The sequence below is a fragment of the Pseudarthrobacter sp. RHLT1-30-1 genome, assembly GCF_059383415.1.
The window spans coordinates 1-18,957 of the sequence record NZ_JBWZCG010000006.1 but is presented as its reverse complement, the minus strand read 5'-3'; the positions used below and the strand labels follow the sequence as shown (position 1 = coordinate 18,957).

General features: G+C 67.2%; 10 protein-coding genes. 3 read left to right on the top strand and 7 right to left on the bottom strand.

Going from position 1 to position 18,957, the window contains the following annotated elements:
• Positions 1-750 (bottom strand): alpha/beta fold hydrolase, encoded by a 750-nt coding sequence (locus tag AC50YM_RS06250; protein WP_494956109.1) that lies wholly within the window; start codon positions 748-750, stop codon positions 1-3.
• A 59-nt stretch (positions 751-809) separates the two neighbouring features.
• Complete coding sequence (gene ffh, locus AC50YM_RS06245) at positions 810-2,396, bottom strand: signal recognition particle protein (RefSeq protein ID WP_494956108.1); 1,587 nt, start codon at positions 2,394-2,396, stop codon at positions 810-812.
• A gap of 152 nt (positions 2,397-2,548) precedes the next feature.
• On the opposite strand from ffh, the gene AC50YM_RS06240 reads away from it, so the two are divergent.
• The gene (locus tag AC50YM_RS06240; protein WP_494956107.1) at positions 2,549-3,937 is read left to right on the top strand and encodes a glucose-6-phosphate dehydrogenase; all 1,389 of its coding nucleotides are present in this window, start codon (positions 2,549-2,551) and stop codon (positions 3,935-3,937) included.
• 63 nt (positions 3,938-4,000) lie between these two features.
• Here AC50YM_RS06240 and AC50YM_RS06235 read toward each other — a convergent pair whose 3' ends face one another.
• The 3 genes from AC50YM_RS06235 to AC50YM_RS06225 form a co-directional block, all read right to left on the bottom strand.
• Positions 4,001-5,203, bottom strand: a complete 1,203-nt coding sequence (locus AC50YM_RS06235) for an acyltransferase family protein (RefSeq protein WP_494956106.1) — start codon at positions 5,201-5,203, stop codon at positions 4,001-4,003.
• A 179-nt stretch (positions 5,204-5,382) separates the two neighbouring features.
• Positions 5,383-5,721 carry a P-II family nitrogen regulator gene (locus AC50YM_RS06230; RefSeq protein WP_494956105.1) on the bottom strand — a complete coding sequence of 113 codons (339 nt, stop codon included), beginning with the start codon at positions 5,719-5,721 and terminating at the stop codon, positions 5,383-5,385.
• On the bottom strand, positions 5,718-7,094 hold the full coding sequence (locus AC50YM_RS06225) for an ammonium transporter (RefSeq protein ID WP_494956104.1): 1,377 nt from the start codon (positions 7,092-7,094) through the stop codon (positions 5,718-5,720). The genes AC50YM_RS06230 and AC50YM_RS06225 overlap by 4 nt, the downstream gene beginning before the upstream one ends.
• Positions 7,095-7,342: 248 nt before the next feature.
• On the opposite strand from AC50YM_RS06225, the gene AC50YM_RS06220 reads away from it, so the two are divergent.
• A complete protein-coding gene (locus AC50YM_RS06220; protein ID WP_494956103.1) occupies positions 7,343-8,590 on the top strand; it encodes an MFS transporter in 1,248 nt (415 codons plus the stop codon).
• A gap of 133 nt (positions 8,591-8,723) precedes the next feature.
• Here the strand turns inward: AC50YM_RS06220 and ftsY are convergent, their stop codons facing one another.
• Together ftsY and smc are read right to left on the bottom strand one after the other, a co-directional pair.
• On the bottom strand, positions 8,724-9,935 hold the full coding sequence (gene ftsY, locus AC50YM_RS06215) for a signal recognition particle-docking protein FtsY (RefSeq protein ID WP_494956102.1): 1,212 nt from the start codon (positions 9,933-9,935) through the stop codon (positions 8,724-8,726).
• A gap of 63 nt (positions 9,936-9,998) precedes the next feature.
• Entirely contained in the window at positions 9,999-13,595 is a 3,597-nt protein-coding gene (gene smc, locus AC50YM_RS06210) for a chromosome segregation protein SMC (protein ID WP_494956101.1), read from the bottom strand.
• A 365-nt stretch (positions 13,596-13,960) separates the two neighbouring features.
• Here smc and AC50YM_RS06205 point away from each other — a divergent pair, with 365 nt between their 5' ends.
• A complete protein-coding gene (locus AC50YM_RS06205; protein WP_494956100.1) occupies positions 13,961-18,721 on the top strand; it encodes a DUF4082 domain-containing protein in 4,761 nt (1,586 codons plus the stop codon).
• Positions 18,722-18,957 lie beyond the last annotated feature (236 nt).

The window sequence follows — 18,957 nt, the reverse complement described above, 5'->3', positions numbered from 1 at the left end:
TCAGGAGGCGTGGGCGTGCTGCTGCCGCCCGACGTCGGCGATGAAGGCCCGGATGATCCGGTTCCCCTCGGCTGAATCGTGCGGCCGGTGGCCGCCCGGCGCGATGCGGTGCACGGCGCCGGTCTCCCGCAGGTAGACTGCGATTTCTTCGTAGAGCGGCTCCCAGCCGCCGGTCAGCACCAGCGTTGGGACGCCCGGAACGATCTGCAGCGGGGCTTCCCAGGCCGGGGCCTGCAGGCGCAGGCGGCGCGCCTCCCGCTGGTCCTCCGGGCTCGGGGCGCCCAGGGTCGCCTGGGACGGGGTGTGCGCCGCGAACACCCGGCGGACGAATTCGCGGTGGAAGTCCTCATCGCTCAGGTGGTGGCGGACTTCGAAAAGCGGCTGCATCAGGTCCCGGTGCGCCGCAGTCGCGGGCTGGTCCGCGGTCAGCGAGAGGCAGGCCGGTTCCACCAGGGTCAGGGAGTGGACCAGGTCGGGGCGTTCGACGGCGGCCATCATCGCGGCGATGGCTCCCTGCGAATGCGCGACGACGTGACCGCCCGCCTCGCCGCGGCCGTCATCGGCCAGGGCGCGCAGGACGATGGCGGCGTCGGCAGCAAAGTCCGTTTCCAGCGGCTCGGCGACGGGGTCATAGCCGTGGCGGCGCAGGAAGAGCGCATCGTAGCCCAGCGCCATCCCGTGCTGTTTCGGCCACGCGGCAGCGCCGAAGCTGCCCGCCCCGTGGACGAAGACTACGCGCTGCTTGTACATGGCTTAACCCTATGACACCGGCCCGGCCAACGGGCCGGCGACATTTCGGCCGGAAGCGGCTATTTGCCGCCGCCGAGGAACTTGTCGAAGCCCTTGGGCAGGTTCAGCTGGGAGGGATCGAAGTCCCCGCCCTGCTGGCCGAACGAGGCACCGGTCGGAAGGGCCTTCGCGCCCTCGGCCCGGCGGGCCTGGGCATCCTTGAGCTCCTGCGCCGCCTTGGCCGGGTTGCCGGAGCGGGCCTTTTTCTTGGGTGCGCTCTTGGCTCCCTTGCGGGCTGCTCCGCCGCCCATGCCGGGCATTCCCGGCATGCCGGGCATGCCGCCGCCGGCAGCCATCTTCTTCATCATCTTCTGGGCCTGGGCGAAACGTTCCAGCAGGCCGTTGACCTCGGATACGTGCACACCGGAGCCGCGCGCAATGCGGGCCCGGCGGGAGCCGTTGATGATCTTGGGGGCGACGCGTTCGTGCGGTGTCATGGAACGCACGATCGCCTCAACGCGGTCGATTTCGCGCTCGTCGAACTGCTCAAGCTGCTGCCGGATGTTCTGCGCCCCGGGCATCATCATGAGCATCTTCTTCATGGAACCCATGTTGCGGATCTGCTGCATCTGGGCGAGGAAGTCGTCCAGCGTGAAGTCTTCCTGGTCCGCGAACTTCTGCGCCATCCGGGCGGCTTCGTCCTTGTCCCAGGACTTCTCCGCCTGCTCGATCAGGGTGAGCACGTCACCGAGGTCAAGGATGCGTGAGGCCATCCGGTCCGGGTGGAAGAGTTCGAAGTCGTCCAGGCCTTCGCCGGTGGACGCGAACATCACCGGCTTTCCGGTGACCGAGGAGACGGACAGCGCGGCACCGCCGCGTGCGTCGCCGTCGAGCTTGGAGAGCACAATGCCGGTGAAGTTGACGCCTTCGTCGAAGGCCATGGCCGTGTTGACAGCGTCCTGGCCGATCATGGCATCGACCACGAACAGCACTTCGTTCGGCACGATGGCGCGGCGGATCTGGCGCGCCTGTTCCATCATTTCTGCGTCCACGCCGGTCCGGCCGGCGGTGTCAACGATGACGACGTCGTGCAGGGTGCGGCGGGCTTCCTCGACGCCGGCACGGGCGACCGAGACCGGGTCGCCGGCCGGGTGGTCAAGTTCAGTCGAGGTGGCGCCCGGGTGCGGGGCGAACACGGGCACACCGGCGCGCTGGCCGACGACCTGGAGCTGGGTGACGGCATTGGGACGCTGCAGGTCGCAGGCCACCAGCATGGGGCTGTGGCCCTGCGCCTTGAGGTACTTGGACAGCTTGCCGGCCAGCGTGGTCTTGCCGGCACCCTGGAGGCCGGCGAGCATGATGACGGTGGGACCGGTCTTGGCGAGTCGGATCCGGCGGGTCTCGCCGCCGAGGATCTCGACAAGCTCCTCGTTGACGATCTTCACGATCTGCTGGCCCGGGTTCAGCGCGGCCGAGACCTCGGCGCCGAGGGCACGCTCGCGTACCCGCCCGGTGAATTCGCGGACCACGGGAACGGCGACATCGGCGTCCAGGAGGGCGCGCCGGATTTCGCGGACCGTGGCGTCCACGTCCGCCTCGGTCAGGCGGCCCTTGCCACGGAGATTCTTGAAGGTTGCTGTCAACCGGTCAGAGAGTGAATTGAACACGCGCCGTGCACTTCTTTCAGTGGATCTACGGATGGCGGCCGGTCTGGCACGCCAGCGTCGCGACTGATGTTCGCCTGAACGAACCGTCTCGACAACGGGACTCGACTATCTAGGGTACCAAGACGAGCCTTCAAGATGGCATGCTGGCTTAGATGACCAGCCAACCAACAGTGAAAACCCTGCTCATCCTGGGCGCCTCGGGCGACCTGACGGGCCGGCTCCTGCTGCCGGGCCTGGCCCGGCTCGTGTCCCGGGGGCGCGCCGACGGGCTCACCCTGGTGGGCGCGGGCTCGGATGACTGGACCCCGGAACAATGGCTGGACCGCGTCGAAGAGTCCTTCGCGGACGCCACCTCCCAGGCCGAGGCCTACGGCCGGCGGGAGCTCAAGCGGATCCGGGACAGCACCAGTTACCACCAGCTGGACGTCACGGCCGACGGGCAACTGGCGGGCCTGCTGGCCCAATTGGAGGGGCCGGTGGCCATGTACTTCGCCCTCCCGCCACGGGTCAGCCAGCTGGCCTGCGAGGCGCTGACGCCCGACCAGGTCCCGGCGGGGACCCGGCTGGTCATGGAGAAACCATTTGGTTCCAGCGAGGAATCCGCCAGGCACCTCAACAAAACGCTGGCCGCGCTGGCCCCGGAGGACCACATCCACCGGGTGGACCACTTCCTGGGTAAGGCAACGGTCCTGAACATCCTGGGCCTGCGTTTCGCCAACACCTTCCTGGAGCCGGTGTGGAACCGGGAGCACATCGAAAAGGTCGAGATTGTCTTCGACGAGGACCTCGCACTGGAGGGGCGGGCCCGCTACTACGACGGCGCCGGGGCCCTCCGCGACATGATCCAGAGCCACCTGTTGCAGATCATGGCGCTGCTGGCGATCGAACCGCCCGCGTCGGTGGACGAGCGGGACCTCCGCGACGCCGTGGCGACGGTGCTGCGCGCCAGCAGCATCAAGGCACCCTACGCCAGGAGCACCCGCCGCGCCCGGTACACCGCCGGAAGCATCGACGGCCGGAAGGTCCCGGACTACGCCACCGAAGAAGGCGTGGACGCGGCCCGCGGCACCGAGACGCTCGCCGAGGTCGAAGTGGGGATCGACAACTGGCGCTGGCAGGGTGTCCCCTTCATCCTGCGTTCCGGCAAGGCCCTGGGCCGCAAGCGCAAGGAGGCCGTGGTGACCTTCCGTCCGGTGCCGCACCTGCCCAGGGGCTTCACCGGGGTCGACTCCCCCAACCAGCTGAGGATCGGTTTCGGGCCGGACACGTTGCAGTTCGACGTCGACGTGAATGGCCCCGGCGATGTCCTCAGCCTGGACCGCACCACCCTGAAGGCGGAACTGAGCGGCTCTGAGCTGCTGCCGTACGGCGAGGTCCTGGAGGGGGTGCTGACCGGTGATCCCCTGCTCTCCGTCCGGGCCGACACCGCGGAGGACTGCTGGCGGATCCTGGCGCCTGTCCTCAAGGCCTGGGCCCGGGACAGCGCACCGCTGGAGGAGTACGCCGCAGGTAGCGGCGGCCCGGAGGGCTGGCCGGGCTGACCTTCGGAGTACATAACCTCGGCCTACAGGATAGGGCGGCAAAGCTGCGCCGGGAGGCTTGCCTTAGGACGTACCAGTCAGGTCGCCCTGTGTCTGCTGGACCGTTGCTGGCCGCGGTTCCCTCGCTTGTTCCGCCTCTTGCCGTTGCTGCCGCGCGAGCCCGAATTGACGTGATATCCGATGTGACGGTCTCTCCACTCCAACATAGAACAGCCAACCGGTCAGGAGTGAGACGACGACAACCAGCGGTAACTGGAGCCAGAGGGGCGACTGCCCACGGGTCAGGAATCCCAATCCCACAACCACCGGTTCCTGCGTGAGGTAGAGGCTGAAAGAAATCCGTCCCAGCCAGCGGACTCCGGCCGTGGAGAAAAAACGGACGGCGGGTGCCCAATGGGCAACCGCAAACACCAGAAGGACGGCGCCAGCAGCTGCAGGTCCGATCCAGCCCGCACGCAGGGCAGAATCCGGATCAATTCCTGCAATCAGCCAGGAATTGGTAATCAGCACCGCCGACATCACCAGCATCAGGATCCATCCCCAGGACGGAACACGCTGCGCCCAGTCCCGGAGAAGGTCGGTGTTGTATGCCATCAGCACACCCAGGGCAAACACAGAGATGTACACGAGATCGGGATAAAACACGCCGGAAAGCCGCCAAAAAATGCAGAATGTCAGAACGGCGGCAACTTTGAACCACAGGAGCCGCTTGAACCGGACGGCGAAAAGTAGGAACACCGGGAGCAGCAACGAGAAAATGACTTCCCACCGCAGCGACCACAAGGATGTATTCAGCCCACCCCAACCTGCCATCAATGATGATCCAAGCAGGACCTGCAGCAGACCGTTGGGTTTCTCGGCGTGTTCGTTAAGCCATAGGCCGGCATCCGGCAGCACCGAACGGGTGACCACCAGTGTGGTCAGATATGCAAAAACAAGGCTGGCGATGGCCGGCAAATAGAGGCGTAGGAGCCTCCTGGGATAGAAGTATCGCCACGGTTGACCATGATTGCGGGCAAATGGAAGAGCCAGCACGAATCCGCTGAGCACGTAAAAAACCACGACAGCTTCAGAGCCCGACCAGAGAATCCTTGCCGGGGAATAGTGCATGATTTGCTCAAAGAGAGTCAGTTGCCCTGTGTTCTCCAGCTCGTAGATAGCGCCCGCCCTCCCGTCCGCAATAACTACGTGGCAGACGACCACAGCTGCGGCAGCGACACCGCGCAGTCCGTCCAATGACGTGTATCGGGGGCGGGTTGATTCCATCTTTCCTCCATCGACAGCGCCGGTGGGTGTCACCCGCGTACTAGCTCCGCTCAGTGCCGCCAGCCTACGGCAAGCCTTCGTGCGCGTCAGCAGATTTGACGTGCCGGATACGCGAAAGCCCCGATTGGCGTGGACTTCTGGTGTCCACGCCAATCGGGGCTTGTCTGCAGTTCCGAAAGCTAAATGGCGGCTGATCCGCGTTCGCCGGTGCGGACCCGCACCGCTTCGAACACATCCACGGTCCAGACCTTGCCGTCGCCAGCCCGGCCGGTGTTCGAGCTGGCGATGATGACATCAAGGATGTCGTCCGCCTGTTCGTCGGTGGCTAGGACCTCCACACGGATCTTGGGGAGCAGGTCCACGTTGTACTCGGCGCCGCGGTACACCTCGGTGTAGCCACGCTGCCGTCCGTAGCCGCTGGCCGCACTGACTGTGAGGCCCTGCACGCCGTAGGATTCGAGCCCTTCCCGGATGGCGTCGAGCTTCTCCGGCCGAACGATTCCTGTGATCAGTTTCATGCCTCCACACTTTCCTTGCCTGCGGCTGACTTCTTCTGTCCGTTGGACGACGCGCTGGCCGGCGCGTCCACCATTCCGGCGGCGGGAGCCACGGCCTGGGACTTGCCGGTGATGAGTTCGTGCAGCGGGGTGAAGCTGCCGCCGTGGCCCCCAACACCGAATTCGTAGGCGGTTTCGGCGTGCAGGCTAAGGTCCACGCCCACCACTTCCTGTTCCTGGGAAACCCGGAAGCCCATGGTCTTGTGGATGGCGAGGGCGATGATGGTGGTCATCACCGCGGAGTAGACGATGGCGGTACCGGCCGCTGCGAGCTGGGCCCACAGCTGGGTGAGTCCGCCGCCGTAGAACAGGCCGCCGCCGACACCTTCGACCGGGAGGGCGATGAAGCCCAGTGCCACGGTGCCGATGATGCCCGAGACCAGGTGGACACCGACGACGTCGAGCGAATCGTCAAAGCCCCAGCGGAACTTGAGACCGACGGCGAGAGCTGACGCCGCACCGGCGATCAGGCCGAGGCCAAGCGCGCCGAGCGGGCTGACGTTGGCGCAGGCCGGGGTGATGGCGACGAGGCCGGCCACCACGCCGGAGGCGGCACCGAGGGAGGTCGGGTGGCCGTCGCGGATACGCTCCGTGATGAGCCAGCCGAGCATGGCCGCGGCGGGCGCTGCCAGGGTGTTGACCCAGATCAGTCCGCCCTGTTCGGCCGTCGTCGCTGCGCCGCCGTTGAAGCCGAACCAGCCGAACCACAGGATCGCAGCACCGAGCATGACAAACGGGATGTTGTGCGGGCGGTGGTTGGGGTCCTTGCCGAAGCCCTTGCGGTTGCCGATGATCAGCACGAGGATCAGCGCGGCAACACCGGCGTTGATGTGGACCACGGTGCCGCCGGCGAAGTCAATTGCCGGGCCCAGGGCCTGGCCGATTGCGCCTTCCGGGCCGAACAGCCCGCCGCCCCAGACCATGTAGGCCAGCGGGCAGTACACCAGGGTGACCCAGACCGGGACGAAAACGGTCCAGGCGCCGAACTTGGCGCGGTCCGCGATCGCGCCGCTGATCAGGGCGACGGTGATAATGGCGAAGGTGGCCGCGTAGCCGACCTTGATGAGTCCGTCAGGGGAGGTGATGCCCTCCAGCCCGAAGGTGGCGAACGGGTTTCCCACTATCTGCAGGAAGCCCTCGCCGGAGCTCATCGAGGCGCCCCAGAGCACCCAGACCACACCGACCATGCCGATGGAGATGAAACTCATCATCATCATGTTCAGTGCAGCCTTGGCGCGCGTCATGCCGCCGTAGAAAAATGCGAGTCCTGGTGTCATGAACAGCACGAGTGCCGCTGCCACCATCAGCCATACGTGACCTGCGGTAAGTTCCATGGTGCACGTCCTCCCTTGCTTGGATGCGATCTAGAAGTTGTTCTTGCGGAGTCCTCCGCGTGCCTCAACGCGGTTTGCGTTCTAAGAAGATTTTGTCGGGGCCGTGTTTCGCCGGCAGAGGATTTAGATTGCCGCGTTGTTACAAGAACCTCCCGGAAGTAAATGGTGCAAATCCTTCTTGTTACGGTTATGTTTCGAGCTTTCCAACATCCACGTTCCCCCGCCCGTTTCGCCAGGAAGCCACCACCATGAGTAAGACCTCCCGCCCCGCGGGTTCCCCGCCGCAGGCCGGTACCGGCGGCAACGGAAGGACGGTACTGCCCCGCGACATCAAGGTGATGTTGGTGGCTGCCTTCCTCATCGCGCTCGGCTTCGGCCTCGTGGCCCCGGTCCTCCCGCAGTTCGCCACGACCTTCGGTGTCGGCAACACGGAGGCGGCCATCATCGTGAGCATCTTCGCTTTTATGCGGCTCGTGTTCGCTCCGGCCGGCGGGGCCCTGATTGTGCGGCTCGGGGAACGGCCGGTATATGTGGCGGGCCTGCTGATCGTTGCGGCGTCGACGGCGGCATGCGCCTTCGCCCAGGACTACTGGCAGTTGCTGGTTTTCCGCGGCCTCGGCGGTGTCGGTTCGGTGATGTTCACGGTCGCGTCGATGGCGCTGGTGGTCAGGCTCGCACCGCCCGAGAGCCGTGGCCGGGTCTCCGGGGCCTACGCCTCGGCGTTCCTGATTGGCAATGTGTGCGGGCCGGTCGTGGGCGGGCTGTTGGCAGGGTTCGGGCTGCGGGTGCCATTCCTCGCCTACGCGGGCGCCCTGGTGTTGGCCGCGATTGTGGTGCAGACCCAGCTCAGCCATGTGCCGGCCGCCTCCCGCCCGGACGGGAGGACGGCCCCGGCGATGGAGCTGCGCGGGGCCCTGAAGGACAGCGCGTACCGGGCCGGACTGTTCTCCAGCTTCGCCAACGGCTGGGCGACTTTCGGTGTGCGGATGGCCACGGTCCCCCTCTTCGCCGTTGTGGCTCTGGGCGCCGGGACGGAATCGGCAGGTTGGGCACTGGCGATGTTCGCCGCGGCCAACGCGGCGGCGCTGACGTTCTCCGGAAAACTCGCGGACAGCCTGGGCCGGAAGCCCCTGATCATTTCCGGCCTGCTGGTCACCGGTACCGCAACGGCAGCCATCGGCTTCACGCATGACCTGCCCTGGTTCCTGGCGGCAACCGCCGTCGCCGGCATCGGTTCCGGACTGCTCGGCCCGGCCCAGCAGGCGGTCATGGCCGACGTGATTGGCAACGAGCGCTCCGGTGGCCGGGTCCTCGCCATCTTCCAGATGACAGCCGACAGCGGCGCAATTGTTGGCCCGGTCCTGGCCGGGATCCTCGCAGACCGGCTGGGCTACGGCTGGGCCTTCGGTGTCACTGGCGGCGTCCTGGTCGCCGCCGCCGCGGGCTGGCTGCTGGCCCGGGAGACGTTCCAGCGGCCGGCCGTACGCGGCGCCTGACCCGCAGCGAGGTGCCGCAGGAGTCCACCACAGGGCTAAACCACCGCCGGGACAAAGCAGAACGGCCCGCAGCGCCGCCGGTATCAACGGCTGCACTGCGGGCCGGTCGGCCAGCCTATTGGGCAGACACGTGCTAGTTCAGGATGGCGTCGACAAAGCTCTCGGCGTCAAAAGGCGCCAGGTCATCCGCGCCCTCACCGAGACCGATCAGCTTGACCGGGACGCCGAGCGACTTCTGGATGGCCACCACAATGCCGCCCTTGGCCGTGCCGTCCAGCTTCGTCAGGACGATGCCGGTGATGTTGACGACCTCGGCGAAAACCCGCGCCTGGTTCAAGCCGTTCTGGCCCGTTGTGGCATCCAGGACCAGGAGTACCTCATCCACCTCGGCCAGCTTTTCGATGACGCGCTTGACCTTGCTGAGCTCGTCCATCAGGCCGGTCTTGTTTTGCAGCCGGCCGGCGGTGTCGATCATCACGACGTCGACTTCCTGGTCGATGCCCGCCTTGACCGCCTCGTAAGCGACCGACGCCGGGTCCGCGCCGTCGACGTCGGACTTCACGGTCGCGACGCCGACGCGCTGGCCCCAGGTGGCAAGCTGCTCGGCGGCAGCGGCGCGGAAGGTGTCTGCCGCGCCCAGCAGGACATCCTTGTCCTCGGCGACGAGTACGCGGGCGAGCTTGCCCACGGTGGTGGTCTTGCCGACGCCGTTGACGCCCACCACCAGGACCACGGCCGGCTTGTCGGCATGGCGTTCGACCCGCAGCGTGCGGTCCATCGTCGGGTCCACCAGCTTGATCAGTTCCTCGCGCAGCAGGGCCTTGACCTGCTCCGGGGAGCGGGTGCCGAGCACCTTGACCCGTTCGCGGAGGGCGTCCACCAGCTGCAGGGTCGGTTCGGTGCCGAGGTCGGCAAGCAGGAGGGTTTCCTCCACCTCGTCCCAGACGTTCTCATCGATCTTGTCCGCGGAGAGCAGCGCCAGCAGGCCCTTGCCGAGGATGTTGTTGGACTTGACCAGGCGTTCCCGCAACCGGACCAGGCGGCCGGCCACCGGCAGCGGCGTCTCCACCGGGACGGTTTCCAGGCCGGCGACGTCGTCCGGGACTTCAACCGTTGCCGTGCCGTCGTGGTCGGCGAAATCCGGCGCCGTGCGGTCGCGCGTCGGGGCGGGGCGGTCCTCGAGCAGGGTTCCGCCGCCGGCACCCGGCGCCACAGGATCGTTCGCGTCACGCTTTCCGGGGTAGTTGGTGATGTTCTTCCGGGTTTTCATCAGGACCGGGATGAGCGCACCGAGGACCACCAGGGCGGCGAGAATGGGCAGAAGAATGGGGAGGATGTCGTTCACTCCCCTAGCTTCTCACAATCCCGAAAGCCGGCGCGGAGCCTGAAAAACGCGGGCGGGTGCGCCTCAGGCCTGGGTGTCGAGGCGCTGGCTGATAACGGTCGAGACGCCGTCGCCCCGCATGGTGACGCCGTACAGCGCGTCGGCTATTTCCATCGTGCGTTTCTGGTGCGTGACGATGATGAGCTGGCTGGACTCGCGCAGCTCCTCGAAGATGGTGATGAGCCGGCCGAGGTTGGTGTCGTCCAGGGCTGCCTCCACCTCGTCCATCACGTAGAACGGTGACGGCCGGGCCTTGAAGATCGCGACCAGGAGGGCCACCGCGGTCAGCGACCGTTCGCCGCCCGAGAGCAGTGAGAGCCGCTTGATCTTCTTGCCCGCCGGGCGCGCCTCAACCTCAATGCCGGAAGTGAGCAGGTCCGAAGGGTCGGTGAGGACCAGCCGGCCCTCGCCGCCGGGGAACAGCCGCGCGAAGATCCGGACGAACTGCGCCGAGGTGTCCTCGAACGCCTCGGCGAAGACCTTCTGGACGCGTTCGTCGACTTCCTTGATGATGTCCAGCAGGTCCTTTCGGCTGGACTTGAGGTCCTCGAGCTGGGTGCTGAGGAACTGGTGGCGTTCCTCGAGGGCAGCGAATTCCTCCAGCGCCAGGGGGTTGACCCGGCCCAGCGCCGACAGGTCCCTCTCGGCCCGCTTGAGCCGCTTCTCCTGCTCCTCCCGGACGAACGGCCTTCCGGCGACGATCTCGCGTCCGTCCCCGTCGACCGGGGCACGCAGGGCCGCCCACTTGTCCGCGGATTCGCCGGCACCCACCGGCACCGGCCGGTCCGGGCCGAAATCGGCCACCAGCTGCCCGGCGGTCAGTCCCAGCTCGTCGATAGACCTGAGTTCCAGGGCCTCGATCCTGAGGCGCTGCTGGGTGCGGGACAGTTCGTCGCGGTGCACGGAATCGGTCAGTTCGGCCAGTTCGCGGGCGAGGGAATCGTTACTGCCGCGCACCGCGGCGAGCTCGGCCTCGATCTGCCCCTTGCGTTCCTCCGCGCTGTCGCGCTCACGCCGGGCGAGTTCGACGGAGACATCGATGAAGCCAATCACCTGGCCGACGGCGGCGGACACCGCGGCCGCGCGGGTGGCCTGGAGCCGGCGGCGGCGTGCCCGTTCCGCCGCTTCCTCGCGGGCCCGGCGCTCGGTGGCGGCTGCCCGTTCGAGCGACGAGGCCCGGTTCCGGGTGGCGGTGAGCTGCTCCTCGGCGCTGCGCAGGGCAAGCCGGGCCTCCATTTCGGCGCCGCGGGCCAGTGCAGCAGCCCGGGCGAGGGCGTCACGGTGTTCCGCCGACGGCTCGTCCTCCGCGGGCGCTTCCTGCGCCGCGGCGAGCCGGGCCGCGACGGCTGCCAGCGCCTCCTGTTCGCGGGCGATGTTGGCCTCGGCCCTTGCGAGGGAGACGGCAAGCCGCTCGCTTTCCCCGACCGCGCTGCGCAGCACGGAATTCAGGTGGCCCAGCCGTTCGGCGACGGCCGCCAGCCGGGCATCCGAGTCGTGGAGTTTCGCCAGGGCCGCATCGGCGCGGTCCTGCGCCGCGGCCCGCCGGGTGTGGGCCGAGGCGAGGGCGAAACGCTGGCGTTCCAGCGCCGCGGTAACGGCGGCAAGCCGCGCGGACGCGGCGTCGACGGCGGCCTGCACTTCGAGCAGCGACGGCGCCTTCGCGGAGCCCCCGCTCACCATCAGCGCGGTCAGGACGTCCCCGGCGCGGGTCACGGCGGTCAGCCCCGGATGGTCCGCGAGCAGTTTCGCCGCACCGGCCAGGTCATCGACGACGGCGATGCCGGCCAGCAGCTGGGGCAGGGGAAGGGGCAGCCCGCCGGAGTCCTCCGAACCCGACGCCGTGACCAGCCCGGAGGCCCAGCGGACGTCCTCGGGGAGCCGCCCGTCAGTGGATGGCCGGGCCCCGGTAGCGCCCCCCAGCAGCAGCGCGGCCCGCCCGCCGTCGTCGTCCTTCAAGCGCTGCACGGCGGTGGCCGCCGCTTCGCTGTCCTGCACCACAATGGCGTCGGATGCGGCGCCCAGGGCCGCCGCCACGGCGGCTTCGAACCCTGGTTCCACTTCGATCATGGACGCCAGGGAACCGATTACGCCCGGAATTCCCGCCCCCAGCACGTGGCCTGAGCCGTCCTTCCGGTTGAGTCCGAGCTGGAGGGCGTCGCGGCGGGCCAGGAGGGCGCCGCGTTCCCGCTCGTTTTCGCGTTCGCCGGCCTTCAGCGCGTCGATCTCGGCGGCGATAGCGTCCAGGGCCGCGCTGGCGTCCTCGTAGTCGGCGTCGAGCGTCTCCTCGCCATCCTCCACGCCCGCGACCTGGCTTTCCAGGGCGGCGAACTCGGCGTGGGCCTGCCTGCGGCGCTCCTCCCCTGCCGTGAGGGATTCACGGAGCCGGCCGAGTTCCGCCTGCGCGGACTCAACCCGGGAGCGGGCAGCGCCGACTTGCCCTGCCAGTTTGGCCAGGCCCTCGCGGCGGTCCGCGGCGGCGCGGAGCAGGGACGTGAGCCGTTTGTCCTCGGCGGCCGCGGCGAGCTCGGCGTCCTGTTTGGCGGCAGAGGCGGTCTCCAGGCCGTTGCGGCGGCCAACAATCTGGTGCTCCAGCCCGGCTTGTTCCTCCCGGACGCGGGCGGCCTGCCGGTCAAGCTGGTCCGGGTCGCGGCCGGTATCGGGGATGGCGTCGGCGGCCCCGAGCAGCCGGCGCCGGTCCTCGGCGAGGGTGCCCAGCGAGCGCAGCCGCTCGCGCCCGGCGGAGAGCTGGTACCAGTTGTCGCGCGCCGCGTTGAGGCTGGGCGTGGCTTCAGCGGCGAGCTGCTCCAGGCTGGCCTGCTGGCGCCTGCCGAGCTCGAGTTCCTGCCCGACGACGCCGCGCCGGGCTTTGAGCGCGCTCTCAGCCGCGACTTCCTGGGCCAGGGCCTGCTGCAGCTGGACCAGGTCGTCCGCGAGGAGCCGGGAACGCGCGTCGCGGACCTCGAACTGGACGGACTGGGCGCGGCGCGCCACTTCGGCCTGTTTGCCCAGCGGGGTGAGCTGCCGGCGGATTTCGCCGGTGAGGTCGCTGAGCCGGGCGAGGTTGGCCTGCATGGCTTCGAGTTTGCGGACCGTCTTTTCCTTGCGGCGGCGGTGCTTGAGGATGCCGGAGGCTTCTTCAATGAACCCCCGCCGGTCCTCCGGGGTGGCGTGCAGCACCTTGTCCAGCTGCCCCTGCCCCACAATCACGTGCATTTCCCGGCCCAAGCCGGAATCAGAGAGGAGCTCCTGGATGTCCAGCAGCCGGCAGCCGGCGCCGTTGATGGCGTACTCCGAGCCGCCGGTGCGGAACAGCGTGCGGGAAATCGTGACTTCGCTGTACTCGATCGGCAGGGCGCCGTCGCTGTTGTCAATGGTGAGCGAGACGTGGGCGCGGCCCAGCGGCGGGCGCCCGGACGTGCCCGCGAAGATCACGTCCTCCATCTTGCCGCCGCGAAGGGTCTTGGCGCCCTGTTCCCCCATCACCCAGGCCAGGGCGTCCACCACATTGGACTTTCCCGAGCCGTTGGGTCCCACCACGGCGGTGACGCCCGGCTCGAATTCGAAAGTCGTCGCCGACGCGAAGGACTTGAATCCCCGGACGGTCAGGCTTTTGAGGTGCAAGGTATTTCGGATCTCCTGGCTGGCGGAAACGGCTGCTCCCGCCCTAAATCTACCGCCACCGCCCCAAAATCAGCGGATTTAGGCTTTTCCCAAGGAATTCTTTTGCTGGCCCTCTGCGCGGAACCCTAGGCTGACGGCGAAGAGTTACTTGATGCTGCTCGGGCCGGCGGGCTCACGCCGTCCCGGCGTGGCAGGACGCAGTTGGTTCTGTGTCCCGGCCACGGTCGAAAGGCGGGTGTTTGGCTGGCGACTCGATGTTGGAAGGCAACTGGATAACTTGGTTGGCTGCCCCGGGGGGTGCGGCACAGGGCGGCGCACGACGCGCCGGCCCGATACCGCCACAGCGTACTCACTCAGGAGTTCATATGTCCGCATCCCCAGCCGGTCGATCGCTGAAAGCACTCACACGAGGCGCCGTTCGGCTGGTTGTCGCCGCGCTGGTCGCAGCGCTCCTGCCCGTCGCTGCGCCGGCGGCACTCCTACCCTCCGCCAACGCTGCTGATCCGTGCTCCCCGCTCCTGAACGCTGTGGCATGTGAGAATTCGAAGCCTGGAAGCCCGCCCTCGGAATGGGACATATCCGGCGCCGGCGATGCCGACATCCAGGGATTTGCGACCGACATCAGTGTCAATGCGGGCCAGCCCATCAGCTTCAAGGTGGACACCACCGCGGCCAACTACACGATCGGCATCTACCGAACCGGCTGGTACCAGGGACTCGGCGCCCGCAAGTTTGCCGATGTCACCCCGGCGGCGTTCCGGCAAACACAACCCCAATGCCTCGCTGACGCCACCACGGAACTCTACGATTGCGGAACCTGGGCGGTGTCCGCGACCTGGCAGGTTCCCGCGACCGCCGTCTCCGGCGTGTATGTCGCCCTCCTGACGCGGCCGGACAACGGCAACCAGAGCCACATCACGTTCATTGTCCGCTCGGACGGAAGCCATTCGGACGTCGTCTTCCAGACCTCCGACACGTCGTGGCAGGCCTACAACGACTACGGCGGCTCGGATTTCTACCGGGGTGCACAGAACGGCCGTGCCTACAAGATCAGCTATAACCGTCCGGTCAACACCCGAGGTTCCGCGGACGGCCGCGACTTTTACTTCGGCAGCGAGTACCCCCTGGTCCGCTTCCTGGAGAAGAACGGCTACGACGTCAGCTACATCAGCGGCGTGGACACCGACCGGAACGGCGCCCAACTCCTCAACCACAAGGTGTTCCTCTCCGTTGGCCACGACGAATATTGGTCCGGCGCCCAGCGGGCCAATGTGGAGGCCGCCCGCAACGCCGGCGTGAATCTGCAGTTCCTCTCCGGCAATGAGGTGTACTGGCGGACGCGGATGGAGCCTTCGCCGGTCAACGGTGCAGCCGGACGCACCATCACCTCGTACAAGGAGACCTGGGCCGGCGGAAAGATTGACCCCAGCACGGAGTGGACCGGCACCTGGCGCGATCCGCGGTTCGCCGCCCAGGCCAACGGCGGCGGCCTCCCGGAAAACGCGCTGACCGGAACGATGTACATGTCCAACTTCACGGACCTGCCCATCACGGTCAGCGCCGGCGAGGGCAAAGCGCGTCTCTGGCGAAACACCACCGTGGCAGCCCTCGCCGCCGGAAGCTCAGCCGAGTTGGCACCGCACACGGTGGGCTACGAATCGAATGAAGACGTGGACAACGGGTTCAGGCCGGCAGGGCTGATCCGGCTGTCCACCACCACAGGGACAACCCCCGAGTACCTGCAGGATTTCGGCAACTCCGTGTTGCCGGGAGCTACGACGCACCACATGACTATGTATCGCGCCCCCAGCGGGGCGCTGGTCTTCTCTGCGGGTACGGTCCAGTGGACGTGGGGCCTGGACCAGCAGCATGACGGCGACGGCGCGCCCGCGGATCGGCGGATGCAGCAGGCACAGATCAACCTTCTGGCCGACATGAATGCCCAGCCCGCCACGCGAGACACCGCCCTTTCAGCCGCGTCGGCCAGCAGCGACAAGGTGCCCCCGACCGTGGCAGTTTCCTCCCCCGCGGAGGGAGCCACCATTGGGCACGGCACCAGCGTCACGGTGACCGGAACGGCCAGCGACACCGGCGGCATCGTGGCCGGCGTCGAGGTCTCCACCGACGGCGGAACCAGCTGGCGGCGCGCCGAGGGCAAACAAAGCTGGTCCTACACCTATATCCAGAAGGGCCTGGCCACGGCGAGCATCCAAGTGCGCGCCGTGGACGACAGCGCCAACATCGGCGCACCCTTCACCCGTCACCTCCTCCTGACCGGACCATACTCGGTCTTCGGTCAACAGGTACCGGACGTGCCTGACGCCCAGGACGGCGGAGCCTATGAGCTGGGAATGACCATCTCGCCCAGCGTCGACGGCTTCATCACCGGAGCGCGCTTCTACAAGAGCGCGGCCAACACCGGCACCCACAACGGTTCGCTGTGGAGTGCCGCAGGCCAGCGGCTTGCGACCGCCACGTTCACCGCGGAGACCGCGTCCGGCTGGCAGGCAGTACGTTTCAGCCAGCCGGTTCCGGTGACCGCCGGGCAAAAATATGTCGTCTCGTACACCGCCCCGAGCGGCCACTATGCCAGCAAGCAAAACCAGTGGGCCAGCTTTGGCCTGACCGACCCGCCCTTGACCGTGGCGGGCGGATTCGGGAGCCCCCCGGCCGGCGTGTACGCCGGCCCGGGTGCGTTTCCGTCCAACAGTTACAACAACGGCAACTACTTCGTGGATGCCCTGTTCGATACTGTTGACACCTCCGACCTGACGGCGTCCGGACACTGGCCGCTGGACGGCTCATCGAGTGTCCCGCAGGCCACAACAGTCGGGGCGGTGTTCTCGAAGGCCGTCACGGATTCGAGCGTAAGGCTGACACTGACGGCCAACGGCACAGCAGTCGCCGGCACCACCGGCTACGACTCCACGTTGCGGAAGGTCACCTTCACACCTGCCGCCGGCCTGGAACTCGGCACCACCTACACCGCTACGCTCAGCGCCACTGCCGCCAGCGGCGGCGCATTCACCAGCGGTAAAACGTGGTCCTTCACGACGGTTGTCTCCCCGCCGGTTCCGGGCACCTGCCCTTGCAGCCTCTATGATGACGCTGTCGTCCCGGGGATCCAGGAAGTCAGGGACGGTGTGCCGCTGACCCTGGGCGTCCGCTTCTCCAGCACTGTTGCAGGGACCGTCACCGGCGTCCGTTTCTACAAGTCAGCGGGCAACACCGGGACGCACACCGGGACTTTGTTCACTGTGTCCGGAGAGCAGCTCGCCACTGTCACCTTCGCAAATGAGAGTACGTCCGGCTGGCAAACAGCAACCTTCAACCAGCCCATTGCCATGACAGCCAACACCGAATACATCATGGCCTACAAGAGCACCACCGGAGCATATTCCGCGACGTTGAGCGGCTTCGGATCCGGACTGAGCATCGGAAACCTGAGAACGGGGTCCGCCGCAGGACAGTACTCCTACACGGGTGAGTTCCCTGGTGCCCGCTCCGGAGCCAGCTACCTCGTTGACGTGGTGGTCCAGTATCCGGATCCGCCGTTCGTGGCCGGAGCGCAGACGCCGCTCCCCGGCTCGTCGAGCGTCCCGCTGGACGCCACCGTGTCCGCTGCCTTGTCCAAGCCTGCGGGCGGATCGAGTGTGGCACTGACGTTGACGGGTCCCGGCTCAGTCGAAGTTCCCGGCAAGGCCAGCTACGACTCGGCGACGGGCAAAGTAGCCTTCACGCCGTCGGCAGCCCTGGCAGCCGCCACGAGTTACACGGCCACCTTGACTGCAATTTCGACGACGGGCCAGGCACTCAGCGCCGGCGGTACGTGGACCTTCACGACCGTTCCATCCCCGCGGCCCGATGGCGTCTGTCCGTGCTCGCTGTACCAGGACACCGTGACCCCCGGCGTCCCGGAATTCAACGACGGGGTGCCTCTCACCCTGGGCGTGCGCTTCGCCAGCAATTCGCCCGGCCAGATCACAGGGATCCGCTACTACAAATCCGCGGGCAACACCGGAACCCACAGCGGGGCGCTGTACACCGCAACCGGCCAACAGTTGGCGACGGCCACGTTCACCGGAGAATCCTCCTCCGGCTGGCAGACAGCAACCTTCAGCCAGCCCGTGGACATCGCAGCGGACACCGAATATGTGGCCGCCTACCGCACGCCTACCGGAATCTATTCGGCGACACCGGGCGGTTTCAGCTCCGGACTCACCAACGGACCCCTGCGCGCGGCAGCAGGCGCCGGGGCATACACGTACAGCGGCGACTTTCCCTCATCCCCATCCTCCGCCAGTTACCTCGTGGACGTGGACTTCGTCGCGACGGTGCCGCCACTCACGGTGACAACCCTGGCGCCGTCGGCAGATTCCGTCGGTTTCCCGCTGACCTCCAAACCATCGGTGAAGTTGTCAGCACCCATCCAGGCCGGCTTCACCTTTGGACTGACAGCCAGCGGTGCCGCCGTCTCGGGCATCTCCACGCTTTCGGCGGACGCAAGGACCATCACGTTCACGCCGGCCCAGCCGCTGCCGGCGGCCGCCGTGATCTCTGCCAGCATCAGCAATGTCATTTCCACTCAAGGTGCCGCGCTGGCGCCGCTCAGTTGGCAGTTCACCACAACCAATCCTGCCGGCGCCGAACAGTCGCTGTTCGGATCCCTGCTTCCTGATGTGCCGGCCTCAACCGGGGACACGTCATCCATTGAGCTGGGCACCGCCTTCTCAGTGTCGGCGTCGGGTCAGGCCACCGGCATGAGGTTCTACAAGGGGGCGGGCAACACCGGAACGCATGTCGGCTCGCTGTGGACGGCCGCCGGCGAGAGACTGGCCCAGGCGACGTTCACGGACGAGACAGCCACCGGCTGGCAGCAAGTCTCGTTCGCTGCCCCGGTGGCGCTGGAGCCGGGCGGGAGCTATGTCGTGTCGTACCTGGCTCCGAACGGAAACTATGCCTATACGGCGGCGTTCTTCGCCGAGCCATGGATCAACGGCGTGCTGACGGCGCCGGATGCGAACAGCGGCCGGTACCAGTACGGGGCAGGAGGTTCTGTGCCGGTGAACTCCTGGAACGCCACCAGCTACTTCGTCGATATCGTCTTCACACCTGCCGCAACGTGACCCCCCAACCGGTTGCTCCATAAGGGCCCTTTTGGGGCCTGATAAGGGCAGTTATGGAGCAACCGATGGGTGATTAGGGGTCCGCGCGCGGGTCTTGCCGGAGCGCAGCGTGTTCCTAGTGTAGCGTGTCGTTGATTCCTTTGGGTCTGATTGTTTGTCAGACTTGATTCATGGTTTATCTGGCGAAGGCATTGGAGTTGCGTGACGGGGACAGAGGCGCCCTGGAGGCGCTGACT

Excerpts from the sequence above, each read along its gene's own strand:
- AC50YM_RS06250 (WP_494956109.1), bottom strand. The coding sequence starts at position 750 with ATGTACAAGCAGCGCGTAGTCTTCGTCCACGGGGCGGGCAGCTTCGGC.
- AC50YM_RS06240 (WP_494956107.1), top strand. The coding sequence starts at position 2,549 with ATGACCAGCCAACCAACAGTGAAAACCCTGCTCATCCTGGGCGCCTCG.
- AC50YM_RS06235 (WP_494956106.1), bottom strand. The coding sequence starts at position 5,203 with ATGGAATCAACCCGCCCCCGATACACGTCATTGGACGGACTGCGCGGT.
- AC50YM_RS06230 (WP_494956105.1), bottom strand. The coding sequence starts at position 5,721 with ATGAAACTGATCACAGGAATCGTTCGGCCGGAGAAGCTCGACGCCATC.
- AC50YM_RS06225 (WP_494956104.1), bottom strand. The coding sequence starts at position 7,094 with ATGGAACTTACCGCAGGTCACGTATGGCTGATGGTGGCAGCGGCACTC.
- AC50YM_RS06220 (WP_494956103.1), top strand. The coding sequence starts at position 7,343 with ATGAGTAAGACCTCCCGCCCCGCGGGTTCCCCGCCGCAGGCCGGTACC.
- AC50YM_RS06205 (WP_494956100.1), top strand. The coding sequence starts at position 13,961 with ATGTCCGCATCCCCAGCCGGTCGATCGCTGAAAGCACTCACACGAGGC.